Origin of the sequence: Rhizobium sp. BK650 (genome assembly GCF_014195325.1) — a bacterium.
GTDB lineage: Bacteria > Pseudomonadota > Alphaproteobacteria > Rhizobiales > Rhizobiaceae > Rhizobium.
Genome location: NZ_JACIBK010000001.1, coordinates 500,940 through 517,962, shown reverse-complemented (window position 1 = coordinate 517,962; position 17,023 = coordinate 500,940). Strand labels below are relative to the sequence as shown.

The following is a 17,023-nucleotide window of genomic DNA, read 5'->3' as shown; positions in this document are numbered from 1 at the left end:
TCAAGCGACGGAAAAGACTCCGCAATCAGGCAGCGTCTTCGATCTCTTCATCAGCCTTGCGCGGCACGTAGTTGAGCACCGGGCCGAGCCAGCGCTCGACCTCGGATATCTCCATGCCCTTGCGCCTCGCGTAGTCTTCCACCTGATCACGCTCCACCTTGGCGACGCCGAAATAGTAGGAGTCGGGATGGCCGATATAGATGCCCGAAACCGACGAGCCGGGCCACATCGCATAGCTCTCGGTCAACTTCACGCCAGCAGTGTTTTCCGCATCGAGAAGAGAAAACAGCGTCTTCTTCTCGGTGTGATCGGGCTGCGCCGGATAGCCTGGCGCCGGGCGGATGCCGGCATAGGCTTCGGTGATGAGATCCTCGTTGGAAAGCGTTTCGTCCTTGGCATAACCCCAGTATTCACGGCGCACGCGCTCATGCATGCGTTCAGCGAAGGCTTCGGCGAAGCGATCGGCAAGTGCTTTCACGAGGATAGAGGAATAGTCGTCGTTCGAACGCTCAAAACGTTCGGCAATGGCGATCTCCTCAAAGCCGGCCGTCACCACGAAGCCGCCGACATAGTCCTGTACGCCGCTGTCCACGGGCGCTACGAAGTCCGACAATGCCACGTTCGGGCGCCCGTCACGCTTCGAAAGCTGCTGGCGAAGCGTATAGAATGTCGCCAGCTCCTGCCTGCGCGCATCGTCCTTGAATAGGCGAATATCGTCGCCGACGGTACCGGCCGGCCAGAAGCCGATGACCGCGCGCGGACGGAACCACTTCTCGTCGATGATCTTCTTCAGCATCGCCTGGGCGTCGTTCCAGAGAGCCCGTGCAGCTTCACCCTGCTTCTCATCCTCGAGGATCGCCGGATAGCGGCCGCGCAATTCCCAGGTCTGGAAGAACGGCGTCCAGTCGATGTACTTGGCAAGTTCGGCAAGATCGTAATCTTCGAACACCTTGGTCCCGAGGAAGCTCGGCTTGGTTGGCTTGAAGGCCGCCCAGTCGACCTTCTGCGCATTCTCGCGGGCACGCGCGAGCGGCAGACGGACTTTCTCGGCTTCGCTGCGTGCATGAGCGGCAGCAACCTTGGCGTATTCTGCCCGGATGTCGTCGATATAGGACTGACGACCCTCCGGCGACAGCAACGAGGAGACGACGCCAACGGCGCGGCTGGCATCTGTCACGTAGATCGACTGACCCTTGTTATAGCCCGGATGGATCTTGACGGCCGTATGCACGCGGCTGGTCGTCGCTCCACCGATCAGAAGCGGAATATCGAAGCCCTGCCGCTCCATTTCAGCCGCGACATGCACCATCTCGTCCAACGACGGGGTGATCAGTCCGGAGAGGCCGATGACATCGACCTTCTCGGCGACAGCCGTTTCGAGGATCTTCGTTGCCGGCACCATGACGCCGAGGTCGATGATCTCGTAATTGTTGCAGGCGAGAACGACACCGACGATGTTCTTGCCGATATCGTGCACGTCGCCCTTTACGGTCGCCATCAGGATCTTGCCGGCAGACTTGCGTTCTTCGCCGCCATTCTGGCGCTTCTCCTCTTCCATGTAAGGAAGGAGAACGGCTACGGCCTGCTTCATGACACGGGCGGACTTGACCACCTGCGGCAGGAACATCTTGCCCGAGCCGAAGAGATCGCCGACCACATTCATGCCCGCCATCAGCGGGCCTTCGATGACATGCAGCGGCCGCGCGGCCTGCTGGCGGGCTTCCTCGGTATCGGCTTCGATATATTCGGTGATGCCGTTGACCAGCGCATGTTCGAGACGCTTCTCGACGCTCCATTCGCGCCAGGAGAGATCCTGCACCTTGCCTTCCTTGCCGGCAGCGCCCCGGAAGCGTTCAGCAACCTCGAGCAACCGTTCGGTCGCGTCGGCGCGGCGGTTCAGCACCACGTCTTCGCAGGCTTCGCGCAGTTCGGGATCGATCTGGTCGTAGACGGCAAGCTGGCCGGCATTGACGATGCCCATGTCCATGCCAGCCTGGATGGCGTGGTAGAGGAACACGGCATGCATCGCCTCGCGCACCGGCTCGTTGCCGCGGAAGGAGAAGGAAAGGTTCGACACACCGCCGGAGATATGGACGAGCGGCATGGTCTTGCGGATCGTGCGCGTCGCCTCAATAAAGTCGACGCCGTAGTTATTGTGCTCTTCGATCCCGGTCGCGACCGCGAAGATGTTTGGGTCGAAGATGATATCTTCCGGCGGGAAGCCGACCTTTTCGGTCAGCAGCTTATAGGCGCGGGTGCATATCTCGACCTTACGCCCGTAGCTGTCGGCCTGGCCCGTCTCATCGAAGGCCATGACGACAACGGCTGCACCGTAATTGCGCAGCAGGCGCGCCTGGGCTAGGAAATTCTCCTCCCCCTCCTTCAACGAGATCGAATTGACGATCGGCTTGCCCTGTACGCGCTTCAGGCCGGATTCGATGATCGAAAATTTCGAGCTATCGATCATCACGGGTACGCGGGCGATATCCGGCTCGGCGGCGATCAGATTTAGGAATTCGACCATCGCCTTCTCGGAATCGATCAGGCCCTCGTCCATGTTGATGTCGATCACCTGTGCACCGTTCTCGACCTGGTCGCGGGCGACATCGAGCGCTGCCGTGAAATCGGCATTGGTGATCAGCTTGCGGAAGCGGGCCGAACCGGTGACGTTGGTGCGCTCGCCGACATTGACGAAGGGAATGTCCTTGGTCAGCTCGAAGGGCTCGAGGCCCGACAGCGACATGAAGGGACGATGCTCGGGGATCGGCCGCGGCTTGTACTTGGCAACTGTCTCGGCAATGACACGGATATGTTCAGGCGTAGAGCCGCAGCAGCCGCCGACGATATTGACCAGGCCTTCGCGAGCGAAGCTGTCGATCTGCGCCGCCATCAGTTCCGGCGTCTCGTCGTACTGGCCGAACTCGTTCGGCAGGCCGGCATTCGGATAGGCGCAGACAAACGTATCGGCAACACCCGAAAGCTCCTGCAGATGCGGGCGCATCGCATTGGCGCCGAGCGCGCAATTGAGGCCGATCGTGAATGGATTGGCGTGACGCACCGAGTTCCAAAATGCAGTCGGCGTCTGGCCGGAGAGCGTGCGGCCCGAAAGATCGGTGATCGTACCCGAGATCATGACCGGCAGCCGGATGCCCTTGGCCTCGAAGCGCTCCTCGCAGGCAAAGATCGCAGCCTTGGCATTCAGCGTATCGAATATCGTCTCGATCAGGATGATATCGGCGCCGCCATCGATCAGGCCGTCGATCTGCTCGGCATAGGCATCACGCAGGTCATCGAAGGTAACGGCGCGGAAGCCCGGATTGTTGACGTCAGGCGAAATGGAGGCCGTGCGGTTGGTCGGGCCGATGGCTCCGGCAACGAAGCGACGCCTGCCGTCCTCGCGCTCGGCGCGCTGAGCAGCGCGTCGCACGATCTCGGCACCTTCCTTGTTCAGCGCATAGACCTCGCCTTCCATCTGGTAATCCGCCTGCGCGATACGGGTCGAGGAGAAGGTGTTGGTTTCGAGGATATCGGCGCCGGCCCTGGCATATTTGTAATGGATTTCCTCGATCGCATCGGGCTGCGACAGGATCAGCAGGTCGTTATTGCCCTTCTGATGGCAGGCGCAGCCGATGAAACGCGAACCGCGGAAATGGTCTTCGTCGAAGCCCAGACCCTGGATCTGCGTGCCCATTGCGCCGTCAAGGACGAGAATGCGTTCGCTGGCTGCCTTCTTCAGCGCCGCGAATACTTCACTGCCATCACGCTTGCCCCCTTCGGGACCAAAGAGATTATCGAACACGGGAAGGCTCCTTGATATCACAAGATCGAAAACGACAAATCACATAAAGATATCTTTATGTCAACATATGCCTGTTGCTTTAAGGACGTTGCGAGCCTTGGCGGATGACAGACTCGCCCGACCTCTATATAGGCGTTTTCCTGACGGCATTGTGCACAAATTCGGAGGAGAAACATGGCACCTGCACTCGGAAACTGGTCCACCCGCGCCTATCACCGAGGCTGGCTGCTTTCGCAGGCCAACGGCCTCCTCGATTTCTTCCAGCATAACTCCATCAATCCCAAAGGCGGCTTTTACGATCTCGATGACACCGGCAAGCCGCTCGATTCCGAAGGCCAGGTGCGGCCGCTCCATATTGCCTCGCGAGCCGTCCACTGCTTCTCGATCGGAACGCTGCTCGGCCGTCCAGGTGCCGCAGATGTCGTCGACCACGGCATGAACTACATCTGGAAACACCATCGTGACCGCAAGAACGGCGGTTACTTCTGGTCGCTGGACAACAACGGTCCTGTCGATTCCAACAAGCAGGGCTACGGCCATGCTTTCGTTCTGCTCGCCGCCTCCTCGGCAAAGACGATTTGCCATCCGCTCGCCGATGGCATGCTCGCCGATATCACCGAGATCCTGAACACGAAGTTCTGGGAAACCAGGCACGGTGCGATCGCCGAAGAGTTCACCGCAGACTGGCAGCCTCTCGACGGCGGCACCTATCGCGGCCAGAACTCTAACATGCACCTGACCGAAGCGCTGATGGCCGCCTTCGAGGCAACCGGCGACCGTGACTATCTCACCAAGGCCGAAAGCATCGCCGATCTTGTCATCCGCCGTTCGGCCGGTTCCGTCGACTGGCGTGTCGCCGAACATTTCGATGCCGAATGGAACCTCGACAAGGATTACTATCATCCGAACGAAATGTTCCGCCCGGCTGGCACGACGCCCGGCCACTGGCTGGAATGGACTCGCCTGATCCTGCAACTCTGGGCGCTCGGCGGCAAGAAAATCGAATGGATGCCGGATGCAGCCAAGGCCCTTTTCGAGCAATCCATGGCTCTCGGCTGGGACAATGATAAGGGCGGCTTCTTCTATACGCTCGACTGGGCCGACAAACCGGCCAAGCGCAACAAGCTCTGGTGGCCGGCCTGCGAGGGTGCTGCCGCCGCGCACTTCCTCAACGAGCACCTGCCGAGCGACCATCATGAAGAATGCTATCGCAAGATCTGGAACGTCATCGAGCGCAGCTTCATCGACCATAAGAATGGCGGCTGGCACGAGGAACTGACCGAAGACCTCGTACCCTCACACTCGCTCTTCCCCGGCAAGGGGGACATCTACCACGCCTTGCAGGCCTGCCTCATCCCGCTTTTCCCGGCGACCGGCAGCCTGACCAAGGGCATCATCGAAGCCGGTGGCAAGCTCTGAGGCGAAAACCTCAATATCCCGGTATGACTGGCGGCGGCGCGTTCGGGTTCTGCTGGAACCACTGGACCTCGGCGCTCGCATCGTCGAGTTCGTCCTGAACATCGCGCTGCTCTCTGCGAACGCGGCGCATGTCGTCTTCGAGATCGTCCATGCGCCGGCGGATATCATGCCGGTCCGCATCGGGCGCATCCTTGAGCTTGCGCGACAGGTCATCGATCTCGGCTTCTTTCGATCCGTAGTCGCTCTGCAGCGAGCTTAGCCGTGATTGCAACGAATTCTGGCGGTTTCCGAGCGTATAGCCGCGCAGGAAGCCTGCAGCCGTCGCCGGCGGGCAGACATTTGAGTAGCCATGGCCCGCCTGCCCGTGCATCAGACCACTCATCGGCGTACAATAGCGCGCGAGACCCGCCTGATAGCCCTGATACCAGATCGTCTGATCGGGCACGATTTTCACCCGCTCACAGGATTTGGCATGCGCTGCAAAACGCTCCTGCGGCTCGTAGCCGGCAGCGCCGTCGGATTCACCGATCACGCGCCAATCGGCAGCGATACATTCTTCCTTCGAGAGCGTATTGCAGGAGGCGAGGAAAAGGCTGAAACCAATGGCAGCAAAGGCAAAGAGCAAACGTAACATGATATCCCGGCAACAAGTCACAAAACCGGGCGCACCTTATCGCCACTGGATACGACCGTCACCGGGAACGGATCGCGATCTTGCGCTTTTCGTGGCTTTTATTTGTCAGAAATACGGCAGGATTTCACGCCAGCCGCAGTGTATCGATATCTTTCGCTAGGATCAGCGCCAGGGCCTCGACCGCGAGATTATGGTCGTCGCGCTGCGGCAGGCCTGAAACGGTAACGGCGCCGATGCAGCCGGTGCCTCTGACGTTGATCGGGAAACTGCCGCCATGCGGCGCATAATCAGCGGGCGAAAGCCCGTTGTCCTCGACCGTCTTGCCTTCCTTCTGCAGCTTGAGACCGGAAGCGTAGCTGCTGCGGAAATAGCGGAAGACCATGTTGCGCTTGCGGCGCACCCAGTTGACGTTGTCAGGCGTCACACCTGGCAGCGCCGCATAGAAGACCGGCATGGAATGCAGCGTGATATCGATCGCGATGCCGAGACCGCGTTCGGTGGCGAGCTCCTGCAGGAGCTTGCCGAGCTGCCATGCGGTCATTAGATCGAAGGCATCAAAGCTCAATGCCTTTTCCTGTTCCGCAATACGGATCAGATCCTCGTCGATCGACATGGCAGGGCTCTCCTCTAACGTGATAATCGGCAGCGACAATTCTCACGCGAAGGGGAAAAGTAAAGCCAAATCTTGGCGCTATGCACCATCAAGAGTTTTCGTCGTATGTTCAGCCGGCCGCCCGGATCGGCGCAAAGCCGCTCATCGCGCCCATGAAATGTTTGGGCAGCGGCGAGGCATAGGAACCGCGCTTGCTGGTAGAAAGGCCGAGCGAGACCAGCGCTTCCGCCTGCTTCACGGCAGCAGCGACCCCATCGATGACGGGCACGCGGTAGATATCCTGCAGTTCGCGCGCCAGATCCGTCATCCCGGCGCAGCCAAGCACGATCGCCTCCGCGCCATCGTCCGAAAGCGCCCGTTCGATTTCCGCTTTCAACTTTCCGATCGCGCCAGACGCAGCATCTTCCAGCTCCAGCACCGGAATATCCGATGCCCTGACCTTCGCACGACCGCCCATGCCATACCGGCGCACCAGATTATCGATCAGCACCCGGGACCGCTCCAGCGTCGTCACCACAGTAAAGCGCTGGGCGAGAAAGCCTGCGGTAGCGACAGCGGATTCGCAGAGCCCGAGAACGGGGACGTCGGCGAAGGTGCGTGCCGCATCGAGCCCCGTATCGTCGAAGCAGGCGACGATCGCGGCATCGTAACCGGCCTCCTGCCGCTCCTTCAGCTCCGTCAGCAGGCCGGGGATGGCGAGCGCACCGTCGTAATGGCCCTCGATCGAGACGGGCCCCATGCGCGAGGTGGCGGCAATGATCTCGGTGCCGGCGGCAGCGACCGCGCGGGCGGCACTTGCCGCCTTCTCGGTCATGGAAGCGGTCGTATTGGGATTGACGATCAATATGCGCATGTCAGCGGGTCTTTGCCTGCCGCCGGCCGAGCATCGTCATGATGCCGAGCGCGACGAGAATGATGGTGAAGGAGAAGAGGGTCGTGACCGTGCCAAGTGCATAGAGCACTGGCGTCGTGACGTTGGTAGTCATGCCGTAGATTTCGAGCGGCAGCGTATTGTAGGTGCCCGATGTCATAAGCGTACGGGCGAATTCGTCATAAGAGAGCGTGAAACCGAAGAGGCCGACGCCGATGAGGCTTGGCGCGATCATCGGCAAAACGACGTGGCGGAAGGTTTGCCATGACGTTGCGCCAAGATCGCGCGCGGCCTCCTCGTATGCCGGTGAGAAACGATTGAAGACGGCAAACATGATCAGCACGCCGAAGGGCAACGTCCAGGTCAGGTGCGCCCCGAAGGCCGAGGAATACCAGGCGGGCCTAAGCCCGCCCTGCTGGAAGACGACGCCGATGCCGAGCGAGATGATGATCGACGGCACGACGAGGCTTGCAACAGTCGCATAGAACAGGACCGACGAGCCGCGGAAGCGCCGGCGGAAGGCAAGGCCCGCCATCAGCGAGACGATGACGGTCACGATCATCACCATTAGGCCAAGAACGAAGGAACGCTGGAAGGAGGCGCCGAAATCGCCAACCGCCTGCTTCTCGAAGAGGTTGAAGAACCAGTGAAGGGAAACACCGTTCAGCGGGAAAGTCAGGCCGCCATCCGGCCCCTGGAAGGAGAGAATAACGATCGCCGAGAGCGGCCCATAAAGAAAGAGCACGAAAATTGCGAAAAAGATTGTCAGCACATAGAATTCAAAGGAGCGTTTTTCGCGATGCATCCTAAAGCTCCTTGCGGATATCGACGACACGCAGGATCGCGGCCACCATCATCAGCACGACCACCAGCAGCACGACGGCATTGGCGGCAGCGGCCGGATATTGCAGTAGCGACATCTGGTTCTTCATCATCAATGCCACCGAGGCGCTCTGCCCGCCGGACATGACCTGCACGGTGGAAAAATCGGCCATGACGAGTGTCACGACGAAGATAGTGCCGATTGCCATGCCGGGCTTGGCAAGCGGGATCACCACGTTCCACAGGACCTGCCAGCCTGAGGCGCCCGCATCGCGCGCTGCTTCGAACAGCGAGCGGTCGATGCGCATCAGCGTGTTGAAGATCGGCGTCACCATAAAGAGCGTGTAGAGATGCACCATGGCCAGCACCACCGCGAAATCCGAATAGAGCAGCCATTCCACTGGCTGCGGTACGATGCCCATCTGCACCAGCGCCGAATTGACGAGGCCATTGCGGCCGAGCACCGGAATCCACGAGATCATGCGGATGATGTTCGACGTCATGAAGGGCACGGTGCAGACGAGGAAGAGGATCATCTGCGTCGAGGTCTTGCGGATATGGAAGGCCAGGAAATAGGCGACCCAGAAGCCGATGAAGAGCGTCAGTGCCCAGACGATGACGGTGAATTTCAGCGTGTTGAGATAGGTCTTCCACGTCACCCATGAACCGAGTGTGTCGGTATAGTTCATGGTCAGGAAATCGGGATAGAGGCCGGCGAAATCGTAGTCCCAGAAGCTGACCACCGCGATCATGGCGATCGGTAGGATGAAGAAGAAGCCGAGGATGGCGATCAGCGGCGTGGCCTGCAGATAGGAGATTGCCGATGGGGAGAAGCGCAAAACGCGCTTGCGCATTTCCGCCGTCGGTACCGTCTGCTCCGAAGCGATCGTAGCCATGCCTGGTCCTTTCGTTCATCAAGGTCGAGAAAGGAGAGGTCTCAAAGACCCCTCCCCAGCCCTCCCCACAAGGGGGAGGGAGTTTTATGCCGCGCCCTCGCCGTGCTCCCTCCCCCTTGTGGGGAGGGCTAGGGAGAGGAAATCCGCGAACGCTTACGCCGCGATGAACTCGTTCCAGCGGCGGACCATATAGCGGTCTTCGTCCATGACGGAGTTCCAGCACGCCACATGACCCATGCGCTCTTCGAACGAACCGCCATCGCGAACAGCGCCAGCCTTTTCCATGACCTTGCCTTCCGGCGAGAGGATATCGCCCTGTGCCGGCTTGCCTTCGATCCAGTAGCCCCATTCGTCTGCCGTCATGAAGTTCTTGGCGGTCTCCATGCAAGCGGAGTAGTAGCCCTGGCGGTTGAGATAGCCGCCGACCCAGCCGGACGTGTACCAATTGATATATTCGTAGGCGGCGTCGAGCTGCGCGCCCTTGAGGTGCGCGGCGAGGCCGAGACCGCCACCCCATGAACGATAGCCTTCCTTGAGCGGCTGATACTTGCAGGCAATACCCTTGGAGCGGACGGCAGCGACGGCCGGCGACCACATAGACTGGATGACGACTTCGCCCGATGCCATCAGGTTGACCGATTCGTCGAAGCTCTTCCAGAAGGCGCGGAATTGGCCATCGTGCTTCGCCTTGATCAGGAACTCGATCGTCTTGTCGATCTCAGCCTTGGTCATGTTGCCCTTGTCGGCATATTTGATATTGCCCAGAGCTTCCATGATCATCGCCGCGTCCATGATGCCGATCGACGGAATGTTGAGGATCGAGGTCTTGCCCTTGAACTTCGGATCCATGATATCAGCCCAGGTGGTGATCTCGCGGCCGACGAGATCGGGGCGAATGCCGAGCGTGTCGGCATTGTAGATCGTCGGCATCATGGTGAAGAGCCCGGTCTCCCCCTTCGCGAAAGTCTTGGCATCCTTGCTTTCGACATAACCCACGGTATGCGGCGCCGTACCCTGGGCAATGACGCTGTCGGGCTTCAGCTTTCCGTTCTTGAAGAGCGGCACGACCTGGTCGTAATACTTCAGCTTCTTCACATCCATCGGCTGGATGACGCCGGCCGGATAGACCTTTTTCAGGATCCAGTATTCGATATCGGCGATATCGTAGCTGTCGGGCTGGGTGACGGCGCGCTGGGCAGCGGCGTCGGAATCGGTCGCCGTCATCTCCAGCGTGATGCCGAGATCCTGCTTGCACTTCTCGGCGATGGCATTGATGTTCGAGACGCCGGTGCCGAACTGGCGAAGCGTGATGTTTGACTGCGCCCAGATAGTCGGGAAGCCGGTAATGGCGCCCGAGCCGGCAATGGCGCCGACGGCGGCAGCACCCGTCTTCAGAAGCGAGCGGCGGGAAATTCCCTTTTCCGCCTTCGTGGTTTTCGTTTCAGTCGTCATGGCAGTTCCCCTTTTCTTGATGCTTGAAGGTCATGCGGAAACGCGGCCAAGGAGGACGGCATCCTCCAGAGCCCAACTCAAAGACACCGCATCGCCGACCGAGACCGGGCTGGCGAAGTAATCGCTGTCGCTTGCGATGACGGTGAAATCGTCGCTGCCAGCCCCCAAAACGGTGATCTTCACCGAGGAGCCGCGATATTCGATATTGGAGACGACACCGTTGAAGCCGAGGGTCCATTCGGTCGCCACCTGAAGGCGTACGCGATCGGTGCGGATGCCGATATCGACGGCTTCGCCGACCTCCCTGCCCGTCCCGCGCACGGAAAAACTCTGCCCTTCCGGCACCGTCATCACGATCACGCCGTTCTCGCTTGAGGTGACGCGGCCGGAGAGCACGTTATGATCACCCATGAAGCGCGCGACGAAGGCGGTCGCCGGCTTTTCGAACACCTGGCGCGGTGAAGCCGCCTGCTCGATCTTGCCGTCATTCATGATGACGATGATGTCGGCCAGCGCCATCGCCTCTTCCTGGCTGTGCGTCACGTGTACGAAGGTGATGCCAAGCGTCTTCTGCAGCTTTTTCAGTTCCGCCCGCATGCGGATCTTCAGGAATGGGTCGAGCGCCGAAAGAGGTTCGTCGAGCAACAGCGCTTCCGGATCGGTAATCAGCGCGCGGGCCAAGGCGACACGCTGCTGTTGGCCACCGGAAAGCTGTGCCGGTCGGCGGGATGCATAGGCCTCCATCTGCATCAGCGTCAGCATCTCAAGCGCCTTGGCGCGGCGCTCCTCCTTGTCCACGCCCTTCATTTTCAGGCTGAAGGCGACGTTGTCGATGAGGTCGAGATGCGGAAACAGTGCGTAGGACTGGAACATCATCGCCGTTCCCCGCTTGGCCGGCGGGAAATCGGTGACGACGACATTGCCGAGGCGGATATCGCCCGATGAAATCGCCTCGTGACCCGCGATCATGCGCAGCGTCGAGGTCTTGCCGCAGCCGGATGGACCCAGGAAGCAGCAATAGGAACCGGCCGGGATTTTCAGGCTGATGGCATGGACCGCCGTGGTCGCGCCATAGACCTTCGAAACGGATGCTATATCGATCTCTGCCGCTTTCGACATCGTGTCTCCCCTGTTCGAGAAAGGCGATGCATCTGCCGTGCCAGTTTGATTACGCCGTCTCAAACCCTTGCAAAGCATGGATTTTTCATGGCAACATACCGACCGATGAAATCTCGGGCACTTTTCATGTTGCACACAAAATGGGCTTTCGTCCTCAATTGGTGCAGAAAATCGTATACAATTTGCCGCCGTCCTGAGCACAAATTCCATTTAACTTTTGCGACGAAGGCAGCTATGGTTTGACGACATCAAGGAAACCGATTTCATGAAATCCGCCGCGAGCGCCGTGAGCCAAGACGATGCCCAGGAAACGGGTGTCCCGCAGATCCGTGATGCAATCAGGGAGGCTATCGTCGAGCGGCGCCTATCACCTGGTACTAAACTATCGGAGAGCGATGTCGGCAATCTCTTCAATGTCAGCCGGACGCTGGCGCGCGCCGCCCTGCAGGCGCTTTCCTACGAAGGTCTTGTCAGCGTGGAGAAAAACCGCGGTGCCTTCGTCGCCTACCCCTCACCGGAAGAAGCCCGGCAGATTTTTGCCGCCCGCCGCCTGGTGGAACCCGGCATCCTGCGGGAAGCAGCCGCCCGCATCACGGCCTCGGATATCCAGCATCTGAAGCAGCTGCTTTTGGAAGAAGGCCGGCTGATGGGCGAACGCGGCCAGACGGCAAGACGGGCCGAGATCAAAGCATCCGGTGATTTCCATCTGACGCTCGCAGCCATCTCGGGCAATGCTATCATGCAGCGCTTTATGGAAGAACTCGTCGCCCGTTCATCTCTGGTTATCGCGCTCTATGGGCAATCGACGGTCTCGAGCTGCGGCCACGCCGAACACGGAGATATCATCGAGGCGATCGAAAGCAGGGAACTGGACCGCGCCTGCCATTTGATGCTGCATCATATCGCCCATATCGAGGCCGACCTCGACCTTCGCGAACGCAAAAGCCTCGGCCTCAAGGAAGCGTTCGAGCTCTAGTGACGCGGCGAAGGAATATTCGCGGCGCGGCTGATCTCCTCCGCGCTCATCGGCTTGTCGGAACGCAGCTTCACTTTCCCGTCGGCCCCGACAAGCACCAGCCCGAATTCGCCGTTAAGCGGTCCTTGCAGCTGTTCGCGCACCTCGTCGACATCAAGGTCATACCCATCCTCGAATAGCGAGAATGCGCCTCCGCCGGCGATTGTGAAGACCTCGATATCGTCTTCGATCAGCCGCATCTGAGATATGCGGAGCAGTTCGTCTTGAACAATCGGCCTGTCATCCTCCGTATCGGCAAAGACGATCAGGACATTCTTTTTGCCGAGGAACTGCTCCAGCGATCGCGGCAGGTGAGGCTCGCGAACGCTCGTTCCCATGATTTCGTGTAGAATGGATTTCAACATGGTGCTCATTCCTTCTCTGCCTCTTTCAACGGCTGGAAATGAGCAGGGTTCCCCGCGAGGAACAGGATCGCGGCTAGTGCCGCGATCCTCGAGCCCTATTCGCGTGGTTCAGCTTCGGATCCGCGCGTCGACGATGCGACGATATCAGGCGTGCCATTGGCAAGAAGGCGCTTGCGCACCAGAACGCGCAGGACGCGCGCGGCCGTGGAGAAAGTCATCTGGTCCAGCGGCCCCTCGCCTTCCCAGGGTTTGGTCAGCCGTTCTGTAACGGCGCCGACAATATTGGCGGGGACGATATCAGTGCATTCGCGCATCGCTTCAAAAACAAAACTAATCGGAATGACCCTGCCTTCATAGGTAACAATAGGCTCGGTCAACTCGCTGTCCCATTCCTCGTAGGCATAAAGCGCCTCACGGAACAGCTGTTGCAGGGTAAACGGGGCATGTCCGTTGTGAAGTGGCGGCAGTGCATTCATCATGTCTGTCTCCTCTGATGGATTTAGCCAGCTTCCTCAAATACCCGGCCCGGATCGACGCGGAAATAAGCTCGGCTCCTCCTTCGGACCGGATACACGATTCATTTTATAGAGTAACACTGACGTGATAAAGCCATTTCTGACCGCGGGATGGACGGGAATATCTAACCGATTGAAATTCATTGAGACTTGCGGGTATTTTTTTGCTGCAAAGAGACAGTTGACAAGGTTTGCGCTTGTAAGCCGGCGCCGCAAAGGCCGGTTTGGAACCTTTAGGGCCCTAGTCGGTTTCCCCAGCAAGCAGTCTGGGGAGATCAGTAATGACGCAAATTCACCAACCCGAACGACGCAGCCGCACTCTTCGTGGCCGCCCCTATAGCCTTCGCGAATTCGCAGCCAAATATGGCCTCAAGAACGAGCAGGCTGAAAGCCTCTTTACCCGCTTCGGTCCATCTTCGGTCGAGCTGGACTTGCTGATGGCGGCTAAGCGCCGCTCGCCTGTTCGGTCCGATCGCCCCCCGGAGTAAAGCAGTATCGTGAGCGACAAAGACAAAATCCGCAAAGATGCCGAAGGACAATTCGCGCATTCGCACGAGGGTCGCCGCAACAACGGCGTCTCCAGCGCCAAGCCACGCGATATCACCCATTCCGATGATGCCACCATCCATCGCAGCCCACCCGGCCGGAAGTCGCAGAAGGACTGGGAAATAAAGCACGACGAGGCCAACAGTGAGCGGTCACGCTCTGAGTGACCGCTCTCCCCTTGAGCGAAATTTCACAAAATATGTCGGGAACACATCGCCGGTGAAATCGTTCTTCCGCTGAGCATGGCAGAGGCTGTGCGACCCCATCGAAATGCCGGCATCCGCCGGCTCCTTTTTACAAGATCGGCTTGAGTACCGCCTGCGGCGGAGGCTGATCGCGTGGAATGGACTGCGGGGAAAAGATCGGCACAAGAAGGACGAAACGATGAGCAACACCTCCCGGCATGAGTGGATATGCAAGCGAGCCTATGCGATATGGGAAGCGGAAGGCAGACCACATGGCCGCGACGCCGAACATTGGCTGCAGGCAGCAGCCGAACGCGAGAGGCTGGAGCGCACGCGTGCCTCGACGGATGGCAATGAAGTCCTCGTCAAATTTCGCCCGAAAATGTCAAAACCGCACAAGCCGGCCACCCTCGGCAACCAACGCCAAAAGCTGTCGCGGGCCGGCTGAACGCGCCGCTATTCCAGATTGATCCGGAAACGGGACGAGAAATCGCCTTCCCACCACATCGGAAAGTTGGTCCCCCACTTATTGTTGTGCAGGTTGAAGCGGATTCCTTCTTCAAAATTCGGCAAACCTTTGCAGAAACGCATGAAATCCCAGTTCTGCGGCGCGACCAGCGGCGTGTCCAGGGGCTCGATGACGAGCGTCCCGGCGTCTCCCGAGTTGCCGCGAACTGCGGTTACAGCCTGCAACTGCGCTCCGCCAGACCTGACGAAATTTCCAGACTGATGCCAGAGACCCATCTTCCTGAACGCCCAGTCCTTTGCGGCCTCGGGCATGAAGGAGAGGAAACTGGCTTCCGGCATGCGGTTCGCCGGCTTGTCGCGCAGCGAAAGTCGCAATTGCAAGGCATCGCCATCGGCCGAAAGCTCGACAGCAAGCTGGCGCGGTGCGCCGAACCGTTCAATGGCCTCAGAAGGCATGGACAGCAGAAACCCTCCCTCGCCAGTGCTCTCCAGACCGGGTGCGAAAACCTTGGAGAGCGCAGCGCCCGAACGGCCAAGCCCAGGCTTGTCGTGATCCAGCACCGCCCATTCCTGGCGATGCGTGAGATAGCTGTCCATGTGCCTGCCGACATCGGCAGCATCATAGCTCTCATAGCGATAGGCGATCAGAGAGCCAGCGCGGCCGGCGATCCGCCGGCCCTGCGGGGATGTGAGCTCCGTGATATCGCCCGTCAACTCATTCAACTCGATCGACCACCCGCCGGTGCTGAACCGGGTCTCGCGGCTCATGCTGCCGACGAGCGCCGGCGCGAAAAGCTCCGCGAGCACAACCTGTGCCTGCTGCTGATCGTCGGCATCGAGTTCGGCGACGGCCTGGTCGATATAGCCGCGCTGCTCGTCCCACGATGCCTCGGTATAGGCGAAACGGTAATCTGTTTTGCGCGCAGCTTCGAAATCGGCTTTCGCCCACGCCTTGTCGTCGCGCAGATAGGACTTGATATCCACCCCGCACGTATGCTCCGCCACCATGACGAGCCCGCGGCCGAAGGCGACCCGCCGCGTATCGAGCCTCTCGCCCGCAAAACGGTCATAGAGCCGCTGCAGGGCCAGAAACTTCGCCGTCTTCAAGGGGTCGGCGGCGCTGCCATGGATCCAGCTGTCACCGAGCTCCAGTTCCAGCACCGGAAAGCGTTCCCGTTTCTCCCAGAGGATCGCAGCATAATCTTCCAGCGTCGCCGCACGGATGATCGCGCCGGGCTCGAGGCGACGTATGTCGCGATAGGCTTCAGCCGCCTGCGGCACGCTCTGCGGACCGATATTGTCCTGCGTGTGCGCAAAACTCAGACCGTCGTCGAAACCTTCAGGGAAATAGGTCTCGCCATAGGAGCGTTGGTACATGACGACGACTTCCGCCCCGTCAGGCGCGCGCCAGCGGAAAACGTCAGGCACTTGAGGCGGCGGAGAAGCCGTATTGACGCCGAGATGCAGGAAGCGGATGCCGGCCTCCGCGAGCAGCGGCACCATTCCGAGCGTGTGGCCCGGCACGTCGGTCATCTTCGCCCCGATCGTCGTCCTGCCGAAGCGGCGGTCGAGCTCCTGAGAATAGGAAAGACCAGCGCGGAACAGATCGGGCGACATCAGCTCGGTGTGGGTGGTAAACGGCAGGCCGTGCCAGCGGATGAGACCCCGTTCGATCGCCTGCTCCAATGCTGCCACCTCGGCAGGCGAACGCGAATTCAGATGATCCCAGATCAGCCAGGCGCCGGTCGTCCAGATGAACTTCGACTCTTCGGGATTTTCGGCATAGAAATGCGCACCGGTCTCGATCGCCTGCGGAATAAAGCGTTCGTGGTACTGACGGCGGACTTTTTCGGCATGGTCGGTGAATCCGATATCGAGATGAGTCTTGAAGACCAGGTGCACGCGCTTTTCTGTCATCTGCATTCCACTAGATCAGCCCTGCCGTCATCCAGCAGCTTTCATGAGGCGCAACGCAAATGATCTTGCGTTCGATACGAAATCCTGGTCCTCTCTCAATATGGCACAATGGCGTCTTGTGTAATCGTTTCCACAAGCATCTTTGCGCTTCGCGGTAACGATCCGTCAAGCATATTTGCTCGACATGTCCCGTATAAGCCGGATATTTCATAGAGTTGGACTTTGCCTATCTTGCTTCCGGCAGGCAACGCAAATTAAGTGACGACAAAATGTGAAATCGTGTTCATCGGCTATTAACCTGACGGGCGAAAGCGGTGCACTTGCGATACATCCGTCATCTTGCTGCTTTACACGATATGAAACGGACCTCCGGCTAATGGCCTACAT

General features: G+C 59.5%; 16 protein-coding genes. 5 read left to right on the top strand and 11 right to left on the bottom strand.

The features are described 5' to 3' along the window. Nucleotides 1–25: 25 nt before the first annotated feature. Complete coding sequence (gene metH / locus FHX15_RS02510) at nt 26–3,799, bottom strand: methionine synthase (protein WP_184393381.1); 3,774 nt, start codon at nt 3,797–3,799, stop codon at nt 26–28. 174 nt (nt 3,800–3,973) lie between these two features. Here metH and FHX15_RS02505 point away from each other — a divergent pair, with 174 nt between their 5' ends. Then, on the top strand, nt 3,974–5,218 hold the full coding sequence (locus tag FHX15_RS02505; RefSeq protein WP_184393379.1) for an AGE family epimerase/isomerase: 1,245 nt from the start codon (nt 3,974–3,976) through the stop codon (nt 5,216–5,218). 10 nt (nt 5,219–5,228) lie between these two features. Here FHX15_RS02505 and FHX15_RS02500 read toward each other — a convergent pair whose 3' ends face one another. The 7 genes from FHX15_RS02500 to FHX15_RS02470 all read right to left on the bottom strand — a co-directional run bounded on the left by FHX15_RS02500 (nt 5,229) and on the right by FHX15_RS02470 (nt 11,625). Next, nucleotides 5,229–5,852 (bottom strand): DUF2799 domain-containing protein, encoded by a 624-nt coding sequence (locus FHX15_RS02500; protein ID WP_184393377.1) that lies wholly within the window; start codon nt 5,850–5,852, stop codon nt 5,229–5,231. A gap of 124 nt (nt 5,853–5,976) precedes the next feature. Next, complete coding sequence (locus tag FHX15_RS02495) at nt 5,977–6,465, bottom strand: heme-degrading domain-containing protein (protein WP_184393374.1); 489 nt, start codon at nt 6,463–6,465, stop codon at nt 5,977–5,979. A 109-nt stretch (nt 6,466–6,574) separates the two neighbouring features. Next, nucleotides 6,575–7,318, bottom strand: coding sequence for an aspartate/glutamate racemase family protein (locus tag FHX15_RS02490; RefSeq protein WP_184393372.1), 744 nt, complete (start codon nt 7,316–7,318; stop codon nt 6,575–6,577). A 1-nt stretch (nt 7,319) separates the two neighbouring features. Beyond that, nucleotides 7,320–8,141, bottom strand: coding sequence for an ABC transporter permease (locus tag FHX15_RS02485; protein ID WP_184393370.1), 822 nt, complete (start codon nt 8,139–8,141; stop codon nt 7,320–7,322). A gap of 1 nt (nt 8,142) precedes the next feature. Next, entirely contained in the window at nt 8,143–9,054 is a 912-nt protein-coding gene (locus tag FHX15_RS02480) for an ABC transporter permease (protein WP_184393368.1), read from the bottom strand. A gap of 153 nt (nt 9,055–9,207) precedes the next feature. After that, complete coding sequence (locus tag FHX15_RS02475) at nt 9,208–10,506, bottom strand: PotD/PotF family extracellular solute-binding protein (RefSeq protein WP_184393367.1); 1,299 nt, start codon at nt 10,504–10,506, stop codon at nt 9,208–9,210. A 30-nt stretch (nt 10,507–10,536) separates the two neighbouring features. Next, entirely contained in the window at nt 10,537–11,625 is a 1,089-nt protein-coding gene (locus tag FHX15_RS02470) for an ABC transporter ATP-binding protein (RefSeq protein WP_184393365.1), read from the bottom strand. A gap of 265 nt (nt 11,626–11,890) precedes the next feature. Here FHX15_RS02470 and FHX15_RS02465 point away from each other — a divergent pair, with 265 nt between their 5' ends. Continuing rightward, complete coding sequence (locus tag FHX15_RS02465; RefSeq protein WP_184393363.1) at nt 11,891–12,601, top strand: GntR family transcriptional regulator; 711 nt, start codon at nt 11,891–11,893, stop codon at nt 12,599–12,601. On the opposite strand, the gene FHX15_RS02460 is transcribed toward FHX15_RS02465, so the two are convergent. Continuing rightward, the gene (locus tag FHX15_RS02460) at nt 12,598–13,005 is read right to left on the bottom strand and encodes a DUF4174 domain-containing protein (protein ID WP_184393361.1); all 408 of its coding nucleotides are present in this window, start codon (nt 13,003–13,005) and stop codon (nt 12,598–12,600) included. The genes FHX15_RS02465 and FHX15_RS02460 overlap by 4 nt on opposite strands. Nucleotides 13,006–13,100: 95 nt before the next feature. Further along, entirely contained in the window at nt 13,101–13,484 is a 384-nt protein-coding gene (locus FHX15_RS02455; RefSeq protein WP_184393359.1) for a hypothetical protein, read from the bottom strand. A gap of 317 nt (nt 13,485–13,801) precedes the next feature. Here FHX15_RS02455 and FHX15_RS02450 point away from each other — a divergent pair, with 317 nt between their 5' ends. The 3 genes from FHX15_RS02450 to FHX15_RS02440 all read left to right on the top strand — a co-directional run bounded on the left by FHX15_RS02450 (nt 13,802) and on the right by FHX15_RS02440 (nt 14,699). Further along, nucleotides 13,802–14,008 (top strand): hypothetical protein, encoded by a 207-nt coding sequence (locus tag FHX15_RS02450; protein WP_184393356.1) that lies wholly within the window; start codon nt 13,802–13,804, stop codon nt 14,006–14,008. Nucleotides 14,009–14,017: 9 nt separating this feature from the next. Continuing rightward, nucleotides 14,018–14,233, top strand: coding sequence for a hypothetical protein (locus tag FHX15_RS02445; protein ID WP_312861499.1), 216 nt, complete (start codon nt 14,018–14,020; stop codon nt 14,231–14,233). Nucleotides 14,234–14,450: 217 nt separating this feature from the next. After that, nucleotides 14,451–14,699 carry a DUF2934 domain-containing protein gene (locus tag FHX15_RS02440; RefSeq protein ID WP_184393354.1) on the top strand — a complete coding sequence of 83 codons (249 nt, stop codon included), beginning with the start codon at nt 14,451–14,453 and terminating at the stop codon, nt 14,697–14,699. Between the two features lie 8 nt (nt 14,700–14,707). Here FHX15_RS02440 and FHX15_RS02435 read toward each other — a convergent pair whose 3' ends face one another. Beyond that, on the bottom strand, nt 14,708–16,636 hold the full coding sequence (locus tag FHX15_RS02435; protein ID WP_184393352.1) for a DUF5054 domain-containing protein: 1,929 nt from the start codon (nt 16,634–16,636) through the stop codon (nt 14,708–14,710). Nucleotides 16,637–17,023 lie beyond the last annotated feature (387 nt).

Bases quoted from the DNA above. Each gene is read 5' to 3' on its own strand.
- FHX15_RS02465 (WP_184393363.1), top strand. From the start codon at position 11,891: ATGAAATCCGCCGCGAGCGCCGTGAGCCAAGACGATGCCCAGGAAACG.
- FHX15_RS02480 (WP_184393368.1), bottom strand. From the start codon at position 9,054: ATGGCTACGATCGCTTCGGAGCAGACGGTACCGACGGCGGAAATGCGC.
- FHX15_RS02460 (WP_184393361.1), bottom strand. From the start codon at position 13,005: ATGTTGAAATCCATTCTACACGAAATCATGGGAACGAGCGTTCGCGAG.
- FHX15_RS02455 (WP_184393359.1), bottom strand. From the start codon at position 13,484: ATGATGAATGCACTGCCGCCACTTCACAACGGACATGCCCCGTTTACC.
- FHX15_RS02475 (WP_184393367.1), bottom strand. From the start codon at position 10,506: ATGACGACTGAAACGAAAACCACGAAGGCGGAAAAGGGAATTTCCCGC.
- FHX15_RS02435 (WP_184393352.1), bottom strand. From the start codon at position 16,636: ATGACAGAAAAGCGCGTGCACCTGGTCTTCAAGACTCATCTCGATATC.
- FHX15_RS02440 (WP_184393354.1), top strand. From the start codon at position 14,451: ATGAGCAACACCTCCCGGCATGAGTGGATATGCAAGCGAGCCTATGCG.
- FHX15_RS02470 (WP_184393365.1), bottom strand. From the start codon at position 11,625: ATGTCGAAAGCGGCAGAGATCGATATAGCATCCGTTTCGAAGGTCTAT.
- FHX15_RS02505 (WP_184393379.1), top strand. From the start codon at position 3,974: ATGGCACCTGCACTCGGAAACTGGTCCACCCGCGCCTATCACCGAGGC.
- FHX15_RS02490 (WP_184393372.1), bottom strand. From the start codon at position 7,318: ATGCGCATATTGATCGTCAATCCCAATACGACCGCTTCCATGACCGAG.
- FHX15_RS02495 (WP_184393374.1), bottom strand. From the start codon at position 6,465: ATGTCGATCGACGAGGATCTGATCCGTATTGCGGAACAGGAAAAGGCA.
- FHX15_RS02485 (WP_184393370.1), bottom strand. From the start codon at position 8,141: ATGCATCGCGAAAAACGCTCCTTTGAATTCTATGTGCTGACAATCTTT.
- FHX15_RS02450 (WP_184393356.1), top strand. From the start codon at position 13,802: ATGACGCAAATTCACCAACCCGAACGACGCAGCCGCACTCTTCGTGGC.
- FHX15_RS02500 (WP_184393377.1), bottom strand. From the start codon at position 5,852: ATGTTACGTTTGCTCTTTGCCTTTGCTGCCATTGGTTTCAGCCTTTTC.